The organism is Adhaeribacter aerolatus, assembly GCF_007991635.1.
Lineage (GTDB): Bacteria > Bacteroidota > Bacteroidia > Cytophagales > Hymenobacteraceae > Adhaeribacter > Adhaeribacter aerolatus.
Genome location: NZ_BJYS01000021.1, coordinates 113,788 through 127,178, shown reverse-complemented (window position 1 = coordinate 127,178; position 13,391 = coordinate 113,788). Strand labels below are relative to the sequence as shown.

Below are 13,391 nucleotides of genomic sequence, written 5' to 3'. Positions count from 1 at the left end.
ACCAGCAATACACCTTTTACCTTCAGCAACCGCTGAATTAGTTTTTCGAGGTGACTTGTGTCGTTTACGAAAATCATTATTTTACCATCAAAAACCCCATCCTGCGAATCTAAAGTAATGGAGCGCATATTTACTTTTAAGCTGTTAGAAATAACTTTGGTTAAATCATTTACCAACCCTACCCTATCAGTACCTTTTATGCGAATACCGGCCAGGAAAACCAATTCGTATTGGTCGGTCCATTTGGCTTTTACAATCCGGTTTCCGTAGTTCGACATTAGTTCTACCGCCTTCGGGCAGGAAGTCCGGTGAATCCGGATGCCATCTTTCTCGGTTTCAAAACCAAACACATCGTCGCCCGGAATCGGATTACAACAGGTAGCAATCTTGTAATCTATTTTGGAGGTCTTCTCTCCTATTACCAGCATATCCGAACTAACGCCCCGAATCTTTTGTACTTCCCGGTCGAAACTCCGAACTTCTTCCGGACCAATCCGCTGGTGTACTAATTCCGGATCAAAAACCTCTTCGTTTACTTCTTTAATATCAATTCTGCCAATTGCAATGCGGTAATAAAACTCCTGTGGGTGCTGCACATTAAAGTAATTCAGCAGCAGGTGCAAATTGGTCGAAGTATTTTCTACGTGCAGATGCGCTAACCGCTTTTCTACCATTTCCCGGCCTGCTTCGGCTTTTTGCTTTTTATCTTCCCGCAAATATTCTTTTATTTTCGAGCGGGCCCGGGAGGTAGTGGCATAACCCAGCCATTCTTCGGAAGGCCGTTGCTTTTTAGAGGTTAATATTTCTATCTGATCACCGTTGTGCAACTTATAACTTAGCGGCACTAGTTTCTGGTTTACTTTGGCGCCAATGCTGTGCATCCCAATCTGGGTGTGAATTTCAAAAGCAAAATCCAGCGCTGTGGCTCTATCGGGCAATATTTTTAGTTCGCCTTTGGGTGTAAACGCAAACACTTCCTCTACAAATAAGTTTTTTCGGAACTCATCCATAAACTCCAGGGCGTTGGAATCATTGGTTTCCAACATATCCCGGACTTTGTTAATCCATTGCTCCAAACCCGATTCCTGAGCGCTGCTGCCATCGCCTTTGTATTTCCAGTGTGCTGCGTAACCTTTTTCGGCAATCTCATCCATCCGCTTGCTCCGGATTTGCACCTCCACCCACGAACCAGTTTTACTCATAACGGTGGTATGCAGCGATTCGTAACCATTCGCGCGCGGCGTACTAATCCAGTCACGCAGCCGATCGGGGTTGGGCTGGTAAAAATCCGTTACAATTGAATACACCGACCAGCAGGCCGCCTTTTCAATTTCCTGGGGCACATCCAGAATAATCCGGATGGCAAACAAATCATACACCTCATCAAAGGTGATATTCTGTTTTTTAATTTTCTTGAGGATAGAATAAATAGATTTAGGCCGGCCTTTTATCTCAAATTTAAATCCCTGCTTCTTCAGTTCTTCTTCCAGCGGACTTACAAAATCACGAATAAATTTATTCCGGGCTGCCTTGGTTTGCCGGATTTTATTCGTGATGTCTTTATAGGTTTCAGAATCGGTATATTTTAAATATAAGTCTTCGAGCTCCGATTTAATAACGTATAAACCCAACCGATGCGCCAGCGGGGCATACAAATACATCGTTTCGGAAGCAATTTTTAACTGCTTGTCGCGGGGCATGCTCCCCAGGGTCCGCATATTGTGCAAGCGGTCGGCCAGCTTAATTAATATTACCCGTACGTCGTCGGATAACGTGAGTAGCATTTTCCGGAAGTTCTCGGCTTGCTGCGAAGTACCGTAATCGAAAACGCCGGAGATTTTGGTAAGTCCTTCAATAATTTTGGCTACGCTTTTACCAAAATCGCGCTCAATTTCGCTTAATTCTACTTCGGTATCTTCTACCACATCGTGCAGCAAAGCCGCCACAATAGAAGTAGTACCCAGGCCAATTTCCTCTACGGCAATTTGCGCTACGGCCAGCGGATGCAAAATATAAGGCTCGCCCGATTTACGACGCATGTTTTTATGCGCCTCGAGCGAGGTATTAAAGGCTTTTTTTATAATTTTCGCATCATTACCTTTCAAAAACGGCTTCGCATACCTGAGCAGGCGGCGGTAATGCTGCAATATTTCTTTTCGTTCTACTTCCGGATCTATTACCATGTGCTTACGAGCGCGCTTTTAGCTTAAATATTTAAACCACAAGAACGTTCCCCCTTAAACTTTTCTAGAATTATACATCAAAATTACGCAAGAGTTAGAGATAAACAATTATCAGGCTTGGTTATAACATGCACGCGCTCTATTGTATAAACAAACTTTGGCCCAGATTTATCTAAAAAGAAGAAACTTTTATTAAAGTAAAAGAAAATATTTAAAAAGGCTGTTTGCATTTATTCCGAAGTTTTATACCTTTGCCCCACCATTTCAAAAATGCCTGCGGATGTGGCGAAATTGGTAGACGCACCAGACTTAGGATCTGGCGCTTCACGGCATGGGGGTTCGAGTCCCTCCATCCGCACGCAAACCCTCAACATCACCCGTGTTGAGGGTTTATTTTTTTTAAGTAAAACTTTTAAAAATTTAAGGCCTTGAATATTACATTAAACCAAACCGATGCCACCAAAGCCCACCTGCACGTAGTGCTGGAAGAAGGCGACTACGCTCCGAAGGTAGACGAAAAAATTAAAGAGTATAGTAAGAAAGCGCAGATCAAAGGCTTCCGTCCGGGCAAAGTACCCCCTGGCATGATCCGGAAAATGTACGGCAAAGGCATTCTGGTTGAAGAAATTAACAGCCTGCTTTCTAAATCGGTTAACGATTATATTAAGCAGAACGACATTAAAATATTAGGCGAGCCCCTGCCCGACCAAACCAAACAACAAAGCATCGACTGGGATAACCAGAAAGAATTTGCTTTTGATTTTGAATTAGGTATTCTGCCCGATTTTAATTTAAACCTCGAAAATATTAGCGTAGACGGTTACAAAATAGAAGCCGACGACGACACCATTGCCCAGGTGTATGAGCACATGCAGCGGCAATACGGCGAAACCGCCAACCCCGAAACCTCAGAAGCCGACGATTATTTATCTGGCGAACTGAAACAAGTAGACGGTGAGTTTTCTACTACTACTTTACTACCGGTAAATAAAGTAAAGAAAAACCAGGAGCAGTTTGTAGGTGCTAAAGCCGGCGATGTACTGACTTTTAACTTACAGGAAATATTCGATAACGATGCGGCGGCTGTATCGCACGTTACCGGTGCAACCAAACAAAAAGCGGCTGAGTTAACCGGCGATTTCACGTTTACCGTTGATAAAATTAACCGCACTGCCCCTGCCGAGTTTAACCAGGAGTTTTTCGATAAAATATTTGGCAAAGATACCGTAACTACCCGCGAGGAGTTTGACGCCAAAGTAAAAGAAACCCTTACCGAGAACTACAACACCGAAGCCGAAAAACTGCTGCGCAACAACATTGTAGAGAAACTGGTAAACGAAACCGAAATTCAGATTCCGGAAGATTTCTTCAAAAAATGGTTATTAACGGCCAACGAAGGCAAGTTAACCCAGGAGCAAATCGACCAGAACATTGACAAATACAAAGAAGAACTGAAATGGTCGATGATCCGCAACAAAGTAGTGGAGGAAAACGACATTAAAATCAGCAACGAAGAAGTTGTAGATTCGGCCAAGAAAAAAATGCTGGCTCAGTTTGGTATGGCTACTGCCACCGAAGAAATGGAAGAAGCCATTAGCGGTTACGTAGACAGCTTCCTGAAGCAAAATAACGGCCGTAACTTCGTAAACGAGTACGAAGCCATTTTGGCAGATCGCGTTATCGATTTTATAAAAGATAAGATTACAGTGGTCGAAAAGTCAGTAACGGCCGAAGAATTCAGAGATATTGCCGGCGAATAGCCAATTTTCACAACCTTTTTATAAAAAAGTCCTTACAATAAGGACTTTTTTTATTTTCGCATGATTTGTGTAACATTGCTCTCACTACATTGTATTTATTCATCTAAACAACCAATAACAGATGTACAATAAAGAAGAATTCCGAAAATTTGCCGTAAAAGGCCAAGGCATGAGCGGCCTGGGCGTTGACCAATATATCAGCCACGTGGAAGCTTCCACTAATTTACACCGGATCGAGAGCATGACCCGCTCGGTGATTGAAGAACGTCCGACTAACTTCCGGGAGATCGACGTATTTTCCCGTTTAATCATGGACCGGATTATTTTCCTGGGTACCCAGGTAGATGATTTTATTGCCAATATTATTACGGCCCAATTACTGTTCCTGGAGTCTTCGGACGCCAAGAAAGATATTTTGTTATATATCAATAGCCCGGGTGGTTCGGTTTATGCCGGTTTAGGCATTTACGACACCATGCAATACGTGAAGCCCGATGTGGCTACTATTTGTACCGGTTTAGCGGCTTCTATGGGAGCGGTATTGCTTTGCGGTGGTGCTAAGGCCAAGCGTTCGGCGTTGCCTCACGCCCGTGTTATGATTCACCAGCCGATGGGTGGTGCACAAGGCCAGGCTTCTGATATTGAAATCACGGCCCGCGAAATATTGAAACTGAAAAAAGAACTGTACGAAATTATTGCCTCGCACAGCGGCAAAACCTACCAGGAAGTACACGATAACTCCGACCGTGACTACTGGATGAAAGCCGACGAAGCCAAAGAATACGGCTTAATCGACGAAGTTTTAACCCGTAGTGTGTAAGGTATAATTTTGCTTTAAATATTAAAACAAAAGCCCGGTCATGAGCCGGGCTTTTGTTTTTAATATAGCCTCTAAAAAATTTGAGAATGGACAGTAGTTGTTTAAAGTAAATCTTTATTTCGACTCCCATTTGAATTTATCCGGGTAAACAGTATAGGTTCTTAGATATATTGGTTTTAACCCTTTGGCATTGATAGTATCGAAGTGGCTCATTACATTATTGTTGCGGATAGGATGAACAACATGAAATGCAACTTCATTAACCTGATTCGGAATAACCATAAGTAAAATGGTTGAATCGGCATTTACACCGTAAATAATTGCTTTCTTTTCATGCGCCTGCGGTAATTGAACGGTTAAAGGCGGACGAGGATTGTCTTTAACAATTGCCCGCAGCCTGAGCGGATGTAATTCTATAACCTTAAAATCTATCTTATTCTCTTCCCCATTATATATTTGCACCCTTTGCCCTAAAGCATCATTCTTGAATTTTGCATTATTTAACCTGGCTAACAATTTAAGGGGCCTTTTATACTTTTCGCCCTTTAAGGTAATAGCGTAATTGCCGTTAGCATCTGTTTTTACTGAATCGAGAATATTTTTGTAAATCCATCCCGAGTTTCCAATTTCGTAGCGTTGGATATAAACCGTAGCGTTTGCTGCTGCTTGCTGCTTGTTTGTATCATATACATTCCCTCGCACAACTGTTTCCTGGGTTTCCTGTAGGTAGTCTTCGCAGGCAGAAAGGTTTAATATTAAACCAATTACTAAAGTCCATATAAAATATCTAGAAGATTTCATCTTAATCACCCATTATAGAAGCACGAGGAAAGTATTAGACCAGTAATAACTAATTTATAGCGTAATCTTATTGTAATATAATTTTATCTACTGAATAAATAGGTGAAGCATTCAAACAAAATATTGTTGGCTTTCTCGTTTGTAGTTAAGAAATCAGCCCCAATAAACCTTCTTTAATCTGTGGCCAGGGCTGCGCCAGGTTTATGGTGTTAATGCTGATTTTATGTCCGTGCAGTTGGTAGTTTAAACTAAGTTCCTGTTCTACTACGGGGTACAACAGCATCCCTTCAACAGGTAAATCTGAGTTAGATTCCGGGTGATTTTTGAGGTAAGCAAACAGCTGGTATAAGTGGCCTGAAATGAGTTTTTGCTTATCGTAGCGCTGCACCAATGCCTGCTGGTAAAATTTGGTATCAATAATTATTCTTCGAGCCTCAGACAACAACGAAATATCCGTTTTCATCTGGGGCAAATAATCCAAATTATTGGCTTCATCTGTATCTGTCTGCCAAGTTATTTTTTCGGATTTTACCTGGAATATTTGCTGTTCCTGCCGGTAAAAGTTGCGGACAAAATATTCGAACAGGCGACCCATCTGTTGTTCATCTTCCATAAAATCAGCTAAATAAAAATTGCTGCCACCTTTTTCAGGCAGCAGATTCTGTTGGATAAACTGGCAGAGAGGCAATACACGTCCGTAATATTTATTTAGCCCGTAAGTAGTTGGTAGTTTAGTAAAGTCAGCGTCTTTAGGCTGAATAAGGCTTACTTCTTCGAAATGGCGGTAAACGGACTGGAGAGAATGTTGTAATTCTGGGGCGAACGTAGGAGTTTTAAATAATTGCGCAAGGGTTGCTTTAATTAGCTGGTTAGGTAAAATATCCAAACTCAACCTTTCGTAGGTGCAGATAGCTTTACCTTCGCGGAATAAGTCTTTTTGCAACGTAGCCGTTACCGCTATTTTCCCTTTAATACCAGAAAGTACTTCCGTTTTTTGGGCATAACCCTGCGCTAAACCTTGCCGGAGCAAGCGTAAAGTATTCCGGTACAGCAACGCTGCCAATAAATTCAAGACTTTGTCGCCGGGAGCTGCTGTTACAGCATTTTCCTCTTTTTCCAAAGGCAGATCCCAGGCGTAACTGAGTAAGTAATAAATATTCTGAACCGGAATGGGCATGTTTTAATTATCCGTTAATATACGAATAGCGGCCCTCGACTTTGCCGGCTCGTCGAGCCAGTATTGTTCCAGCAATGGGGTTAATTCGTTTTCTACTACGGCTTCGTACCATTCCAGATTGCCACCATTTTTGGGCGGATTGCAGAAATAACTATGTCCAATTAAATAGCCTTCGCCCAACATGGGGTCGGCGGCAATTATTTCGTTCACTTTGGTTAGGCGGGTAGTAATAATATCTATCAGCGCATCGGGCGTGTTGCGGTATTCCAGAAAACGGCGGAAAGAAAGCCCGAATACCGGACTCATCTTTAAAAAGGCAAACCGCCGGCGTAACGCAAAATCCAGTGGTGCCAATGCTCGGTCGGCGGTATTCATAGTGGCAATTAGAAATACATTTTCCGGCACAAAAAAGCGTTCTTCCGCAGCACCGTAAGGTAAAGTTACGCCGTGTGCCGGACCGCGTTTATCAGCTTCCAGTAACAACAGCAACTCCCCGAGAATACTGCTCAGGTTGCCACGGTTAATCTCTTCAATAATAAAAAAATAAGGTTCTTCCGGATCAGCCTGCGCCCGCTGGCAAAATTCATAAAACACACCGTTACGCAACGTAAATTTACCCGCAGCATCCGGTCGGTAACCCTGTATAAAATCTTCGTAAGCAAAACCCGCATGAAACTGCACCGTCTGAATTTTGGAGGCATCTTCCAAGCCTATTTCCAGATATGCCAGGCGGCGAGCTAAAAATGTTTTCCCTGTACCCGGCGGACCGCTCAGTATTAAATTCTTTTTGTACCGGAGAGCCGCCAAGGTTTTATCCAGTTGGTTCTCGTCGAGAAATAATTCGGCTAAAGCTTTTTTGCGGGTATATTTTTCGGGCTTGTGCTTATTCTTTTGGTAAAACTGTACCGGTTCCTGCAACTGCACCGCTATTTGGGGCTTCGGTTTAGTTGCCGGCAAGTCCAGCGTGGCTGGTTCGCTTAGCACCAGCAATGCTTCGTCAGCGGGCGGGTTTTGTACCAGCGGCCGCTTCTGCACCACCGAAAAACCCAGTTTTTCTAAATAATTGTTTGTAGAGACGCCCGCCGCTACTGCCCAGCCGGCAGTACCGTTGGCCAACTTATGAGCCAGACGCATTAATTCCAGCGGCGGATAGCGCTTGCCCTGGTACACGACATCGTAAATAGTAGAGGCACGCAGTTCCGGCCGGCGAATATCTATTTCGCGGATTGCCTGTAAAATATGTTGTCGCGTTATACCGGAAAAATTCAATTTATCTACTGTTTACCTAATCCCAAATATGGTTTCACCGGAGCGAAGTTCCTACGTACGGCAATTTACCACCTTAAGCCGAAAAAAATATACAAAACTTACCAACAAATTATCCACAACTATTTACAAATTAAAATATTAACAATCAACCACATATACTATAGTACATTTTTTATTTTGTGGATATCCACCATATTAACCGGGCAAACAATTCCTGCTTGCTAAATAAGTTAGAGTACCACGTAATCTTTCTATTTTGTACCTTTGTAATCGGCAGACTAAATACCCTGCTAAAAACGTTAAAAATTTATATTCAAAACCTTTATGGCCGAAATTACCTGCTCCTTCTGTGGCAAAACAAAAAAAGAAGTATCCGTCATGATCTCGGGCATCAACGCCCACATTTGTGAGCGGTGCATCGGTCAGGCGCAACAAATCCTGAATGAGGAAAATAAAATCCGCGCCAACGGCAAAAGCCCGAAGTTTAATTTAATTAAACCCCGGGAAATGAAAGAATACCTCGACCAGTTTGTGGTGGGGCAGGAAGAAGCGAAAAAAGTAATGTGCGTGGCGGTTTACAATCACTACAAGCGGCTGATGCAGAAAACCAAGCCGGATGATGTAGTGATTGAAAAATCGAACATTATGATGGTGGGCGAAACTGGAACCGGTAAAACGTTTTTGGCCCGGATGCTGGCGGGTATTTTACAAGTACCGTTTTGTATTGCTGATGCAACCGTATTAACCGAAGCCGGTTACGTAGGCGAAGACGTGGAAAGTATTCTGACCCGCTTGTTACAAGCCGCTGATTACAACGTAGAAGCCGCCGAGCGGGGCATTGTATACATTGATGAGATTGATAAAATTGCCCGGAAAAGCGATAACCCATCCATTACCCGCGATGTGAGCGGGGAAGGCGTACAACAGGCTATGCTGAAATTACTGGAAGGCACTTCGGTAAATGTACCACCGCAAGGCGGACGCAAGCACCCTGAGCAAAAAATGATTTCGGTAAATACCGAAAATATTCTGTTTATCTGCGGCGGTGCATTTGTAGGTATTGAAAGAATAATCAAAAGCCGGTTAAATGCTAAACCAATCGGCTTCGCCAAATCATCTGCCGATTTAATAGCCGATCAGGAAAACTACCTTAAATATATCACTGCTCAGGATTTGAAATCTTTTGGTTTGATTCCGGAGTTAATTGGCCGCTTACCGGTACTTACGCACCTGAACCCGCTGGATAAAAAAACCCTGCGCCTAATATTAACCGAACCGAAAAATTCGATTCTGAAGCAATACAAGGCTTTATTTGAGATGGAAAATATTACCATTGCTTTTGAAGATGATGCCTTGGATTATATTGTGGAGAAAGCGGCCGAATATAAATTAGGCGCCCGTGGTTTACGTTCTATCTGCGAAAGCATTATGACCGAAGCCATGTTCGAAATGCCGTCGCAGGAAGGTATTACCGATCTATTAATTGATTTAGACTACGCCCGTACCCAATTCGAAAAGTCATCGCTGAAACAGCTTCGGGTTGCTTAGTTAATGATTAGTAATTAGCGATTAGTTGTTAGTAGTTAGTTTATAAATCAGAAGCGCCCCCGGAATTCCGGAGGCGCTTCTGATTTATAAGGAATGTTTGTAGCTGCTTCTTCTGTTAAATTAAAATCAGTCCGCTAACCTTTCCGGTTAAATATGAAAGTTAAAAATATTAACCCTTAACATCTGCGGAAATCGGATTCTGCAAATATTTAACCATTAGCTCGGCGGCTTTGGCTGCCGAATTGGCTTCGCCCAACTTTTCTCTTATTTCCTGGTAACCGGCTTTTTGCTGCTGAATAAAATGCTCATTGGTTAATATTTTTTTCAGCTCCGTAATAATATTCCGCCCGGTCAGTTCATTCTGAATTAACTCCGTTACAACGGGTTTACCCGCTATTAAATTAACCAAAGAAATATAAGGCACTTTAATTACGGCACGGCCAATCCAGTAAGAAATAAGACTGGTGGTATAGCACACAACCTGGGGCACGTTAAACAAAGCCGTTTCTAAAGTTGCGGTACCGGAGGTTACCAGCGCAGCCTGCGCGTTAGCCAGTAAATCGTAGGTTTGGTCGTAAACAATTTTAATATTGGCGTCGCGGTTGAAGTTTTCGTAGTAACTCTGGTTCAGGTTAGAAACGGCTGCCACCACGAACTGGTAATCGCGGAAGGCCGGCAGCACGCTGAGCATGATAAACAAAATACTCTCGATTTCCTGCTTTCGGCTGCCCGGCAGCACCGCAACTATGGGTTTGTTACTTAACTGATTCCGCTGAATAAAATCAGAACCAGGCTGGTGGTTCCGGACAGTATCTACAATAGGGTTACCAATATAATCTACCTTGTAATCGAACTTGCCGTAAAATTCCTCTTCAAAAGGCAGAATCACGAACATGCGATCTACCAGCTTTTTAATGGTATGCACGCGGCCCTGGTTCCAGGCCCAGATTTTAGGCGAAATATAGTAAAACACTTTCAGGCCCTGCTCCTTCGCAAACTTGGCAATGCGCAGGTTAAAGCCGGCATAATCTACTAATATTATTACATCGGGCCGGTACGCCAGAATATCGGCTTTACACTGGCGCAGAAACTGTACTATCTTAAAGGTATTGGCCGCTGCTTCCAGAAAGCCCATAAAGGCCATTTCTTTATAATGCCGCACCAGGTCGCCGCCGGCTGCCTGCATCATATCGCCGCCCCAGCACCGAAATTCTGCCGCCGGGTCCTGAATCTTCAACTCTTTCATCAGGTTAGCAGCGTGTAGGTCGCCGGACCGCTCGCCCGCGATGATATAATATTTCAATACTTTTAAATAAATTTTGAATTAGAAATTATGAATTGTTAATAGCTGATTGTTAGTGTTAAAATAGCGTTTAACCATTTAGCAATTCAACCATTTAATTTTCACTCCCCATAATATTCTACAAAGTTGCGGGGCGTTTCGTAAAGTTTCAGGCAATGCAACCTGGCCGATGACATTTGCGGAATAAGCGGCTCCAGAATTTCCCAGAAAGCTAACACCAAATTTTCGGTACTGGCCATTTTACCTTGCATAAAGGGCACATCCAGGTTTAAGTTCTTATGATCTACCACCTCTATAATGTGTTTGCGGATGAGCGTGCTTAATTGTTTCAGATCAATGATAAAACCGGTTTCAGGATCAGGTTCGCCTTTTACCGTTACTATCAGCTCGTAATTATGCCCATGCCAGTTGGTATTAGAGCAAGGCCCAAACACTTCCTTGTTCTTCTCATCCGACCAGTTAGGATTAGCTAGTTTGTGCGCCGCATTAAAATGCTCTAATCTGCTTAAGTAAACCATTAATTAAATTTATAGCTCTTTTTCAAAAGCAAATATACGAAGAAAGGCACACCAATGAACGAAGTTATAATACCAATTGGCAAACCGGCCGGCGGATAAATTAACCGGGATAGAATATCGCAGGCCACCAGGAACAAACCACCCAGCAAAGCGCATAGCAACAGGTTTAATTTATGCGTAAGCCCCAGCAGGCCCCGTGTTACGTGCGGCATAATTAAACCCACAAAACCCACCGAACCCGCCAGCGCCACACTAAAACCGGTTAACACCGATACGGTAGCCAGCATCAGCCAGCGGGTGCGGGCCACCGGTACGCCCAATGTTTCGGCCCGTTCGCTACCAAGTAATAAAATATTCAGTTCTTTCTGCATAAAGGAAAACAAAATCAGCGCTATTACCAACCCTACAGCCGGATACGGTAACAGATTCCAGTTGGCGCGGCCAAAATCGCCCATCGACCAGAATAAAATTGAACGCAATGCACTTTCGGAGCCCGATAGAAACGTAAACAATCCTACCAGAGCCGTTAAGAAAGAGCTAACAGCAATGCCGGCTAGTAATAATTGGGAAGGAATAATTTGCCCTTTGCGGTACCCCAGTGCAATAACCAGCAAAGTAACCAGGAATGCGCCCAGTAAGGCAAACAAGGGCGGCAAATACAAACCTCCCCAGGTAGTTAGAATAAAGCCCCCGATACTCATCGAAGCGCCCAGCGAAGCCCCGGATGCGGTGCCCAAAATATACGGGTCAGCAAGGGCATTATTCACCATGGCCTGCATGAGGTAACCCGAAAATGACAACGAACCACCCACCAGTAAAGCCAGCAATAAACGGGGCAGGCGCAACTGCACAATGGCAAAATGCTCTTGATTATCCGGGTTATAGTTTACCAGCGCCTGCCAGATTGTGGTATAATCTGCTTCGAAACTCCCGATAGATAAGCCCCAGAATATCAGTAAGCCGATAAGCAGCAGTACCAATAAAAAAACCACGCCTTGCCTCATTTTGCCAGGAAAGCTTTTAATTCCCGGATAGACGCAACAACCCGTGGGCCCGGGCGGGACATGAGATTATCGGTAGCTTTAAATATTCTTTTCTGCTGGTAAGCTTTAATTTTCTTTAATTCCGGGTACTGTGCAAAAAATGTTTTTTCCATTTCTTCGGGTGTACCACCTACCAATACATCGGGGTTTAATTTTAAAATATACTCCCGGGTTAAAGCCGGATAAGGCTGGGGGAAAACTTCGGTAACAGCGTTCTCAGCGCCCAGGTACCGCAACTTATCGGTAAACAAAGTATTCTGGCCGTACACGTAAATAGGGTCGTGCCAGGTTATGGCCAGTACGCGTAACTTAGGTCCAGAGGAGGTTACTTGTAGTTTGTCCAGTTCCTGTTGCAATGAATCTACTACCCTTTGGGCTTCTTTTTCGCGGTGCAGCAAGCGGCCCATGTCCTGCAAACCCCGGAAAACATCGGCTACTTTTTTAAAATCCTGGTAATAAACCGGAATATTCAAATCCTGGAGCTTAGCGGCTATTTCCAGCGAAATAATGCCGGCTACGGCAAAAACAATATCGGGCTTCAGCAGCACCAGGCGTTCGTAATCCATGGGGTAATTATTTACCACCGGTTTATCTTTTACCTGCGCCGGATAATCGCAGTTTTGGGTGCGGCCCACAATGGTCTTTTCGTCGGCTACGGCGTACAGCATTTCGGTGGCCGATGGTGCCAGGGCCATTACCCGTTTGGGATATTGCGGCACCCGTACTTTCCGGCCTAAATCATCGGTAACCGTAATAAAATTATTTTCCGGCTGCGTTGTCTTTTTGCTTTCGCAGGCCAGGAGCAGCAACAGCATACCCGGCAACCAAAAAGAACAAAACAAACGCGTATTAAAAACAGAGGTAATTGCTGACATGCGGTTAAAATAGACGGGGCAATTTATTTTGCGTAAAAGGCCGTACTGTTTTTTTCGTAAATTTAGCGCAATTATTTAGATCCGCTTATACAAC

General features: G+C 43.6%; 11 protein-coding genes and 1 tRNA gene. 4 read left to right on the top strand and 8 right to left on the bottom strand.

The window, feature by feature from the left end:
- On the bottom strand, positions 1–2,183 hold a 2,183-nt coding region (locus AAE02nite_RS14775), incomplete at its 3' end, for a RelA/SpoT family protein (RefSeq protein ID WP_146898852.1).
- A gap of 276 nt (positions 2,184–2,459) precedes the next feature.
- Between AAE02nite_RS14775 and AAE02nite_RS14770 the strand changes: the two genes are divergently transcribed.
- The 3 genes from AAE02nite_RS14770 (at position 2,460) to AAE02nite_RS14760 (ending at position 4,763) form a co-directional block, all read left to right on the top strand.
- A tRNA-Leu gene (locus AAE02nite_RS14770) sits at positions 2,460–2,541 on the top strand.
- Positions 2,542–2,611: 70 nt separating this feature from the next.
- Positions 2,612–3,943 (top strand): trigger factor, encoded by a 1,332-nt coding sequence (tig, locus tag AAE02nite_RS14765; protein ID WP_146898849.1) that lies wholly within the window; start codon positions 2,612–2,614, stop codon positions 3,941–3,943.
- A 121-nt stretch (positions 3,944–4,064) separates the two neighbouring features.
- Positions 4,065–4,763: a ClpP family protease gene (locus tag AAE02nite_RS14760; protein WP_146898846.1), complete on the top strand. Its 699-nt coding sequence runs from the start codon at positions 4,065–4,067 to the stop codon at positions 4,761–4,763.
- Positions 4,764–4,877: 114 nt separating this feature from the next.
- Here the strand turns inward: AAE02nite_RS14760 and AAE02nite_RS14755 are convergent, their stop codons facing one another.
- The 3 genes from AAE02nite_RS14755 to AAE02nite_RS14745 all read right to left on the bottom strand — a co-directional run bounded on the left by AAE02nite_RS14755 (position 4,878) and on the right by AAE02nite_RS14745 (position 8,010).
- Positions 4,878–5,564: a peptidase associated/transthyretin-like domain-containing protein gene (locus AAE02nite_RS14755; RefSeq protein ID WP_146898844.1), complete on the bottom strand. Its 687-nt coding sequence runs from the start codon at positions 5,562–5,564 to the stop codon at positions 4,878–4,880.
- Between the two features lie 145 nt (positions 5,565–5,709).
- Positions 5,710–6,741, bottom strand: a complete 1,032-nt coding sequence (locus AAE02nite_RS14750) for a 5-methylcytosine restriction system specificity protein McrC (protein WP_146898842.1) — start codon at positions 6,739–6,741, stop codon at positions 5,710–5,712.
- Between the two features lie 3 nt (positions 6,742–6,744).
- The gene (locus AAE02nite_RS14745; RefSeq protein WP_146898839.1) at positions 6,745–8,010 is read right to left on the bottom strand and encodes an AAA family ATPase; all 1,266 of its coding nucleotides are present in this window, start codon (positions 8,008–8,010) and stop codon (positions 6,745–6,747) included.
- 324 nt (positions 8,011–8,334) lie between these two features.
- On the opposite strand from AAE02nite_RS14745, the gene clpX reads away from it, so the two are divergent.
- Complete coding sequence (clpX, locus tag AAE02nite_RS14740) at positions 8,335–9,558, top strand: ATP-dependent Clp protease ATP-binding subunit ClpX (RefSeq protein ID WP_146898836.1); 1,224 nt, start codon at positions 8,335–8,337, stop codon at positions 9,556–9,558.
- Positions 9,559–9,727: 169 nt separating this feature from the next.
- Here the strand turns inward: clpX and lpxB are convergent, their stop codons facing one another.
- From lpxB to AAE02nite_RS14720, 4 genes are all read right to left on the bottom strand, one after another.
- Positions 9,728–10,861: a lipid-A-disaccharide synthase gene (gene lpxB, locus AAE02nite_RS14735; protein ID WP_146898832.1), complete on the bottom strand. Its 1,134-nt coding sequence runs from the start codon at positions 10,859–10,861 to the stop codon at positions 9,728–9,730.
- A 101-nt stretch (positions 10,862–10,962) separates the two neighbouring features.
- Positions 10,963–11,379: a 6-pyruvoyl trahydropterin synthase family protein gene (locus AAE02nite_RS14730; RefSeq protein ID WP_146898829.1), complete on the bottom strand. Its 417-nt coding sequence runs from the start codon at positions 11,377–11,379 to the stop codon at positions 10,963–10,965.
- Positions 11,379–12,383 carry a FecCD family ABC transporter permease gene (locus AAE02nite_RS14725; RefSeq protein ID WP_146898826.1) on the bottom strand — a complete coding sequence of 335 codons (1,005 nt, stop codon included), beginning with the start codon at positions 12,381–12,383 and terminating at the stop codon, positions 11,379–11,381. Before AAE02nite_RS14725 ends, AAE02nite_RS14730 begins: the two co-directional genes overlap by 1 nt.
- The gene (locus AAE02nite_RS14720) at positions 12,380–13,297 is read right to left on the bottom strand and encodes an ABC transporter substrate-binding protein (RefSeq protein ID WP_246151055.1); all 918 of its coding nucleotides are present in this window, start codon (positions 13,295–13,297) and stop codon (positions 12,380–12,382) included. Before AAE02nite_RS14720 ends, AAE02nite_RS14725 begins: the two co-directional genes overlap by 4 nt.
- Between the last annotated feature and the right edge of the window lie 94 nt (positions 13,298–13,391).

Bases quoted from the DNA above. Each gene is read 5' to 3' on its own strand.
- AAE02nite_RS14750 (WP_146898842.1), bottom strand. From the start codon at position 6,741: ATGCCCATTCCGGTTCAGAATATTTATTACTTACTCAGTTACGCCTGG.
- AAE02nite_RS14755 (WP_146898844.1), bottom strand. From the start codon at position 5,564: ATGAAATCTTCTAGATATTTTATATGGACTTTAGTAATTGGTTTAATA.
- AAE02nite_RS14730 (WP_146898829.1), bottom strand. From the start codon at position 11,379: ATGGTTTACTTAAGCAGATTAGAGCATTTTAATGCGGCGCACAAACTA.
- AAE02nite_RS14720 (WP_246151055.1), bottom strand. From the start codon at position 13,297: ATGTCAGCAATTACCTCTGTTTTTAATACGCGTTTGTTTTGTTCTTTT.
- clpX (WP_146898836.1), top strand. From the start codon at position 8,335: ATGGCCGAAATTACCTGCTCCTTCTGTGGCAAAACAAAAAAAGAAGTA.
- AAE02nite_RS14760 (WP_146898846.1), top strand. From the start codon at position 4,065: ATGTACAATAAAGAAGAATTCCGAAAATTTGCCGTAAAAGGCCAAGGC.
- AAE02nite_RS14725 (WP_146898826.1), bottom strand. From the start codon at position 12,383: ATGAGGCAAGGCGTGGTTTTTTTATTGGTACTGCTGCTTATCGGCTTA.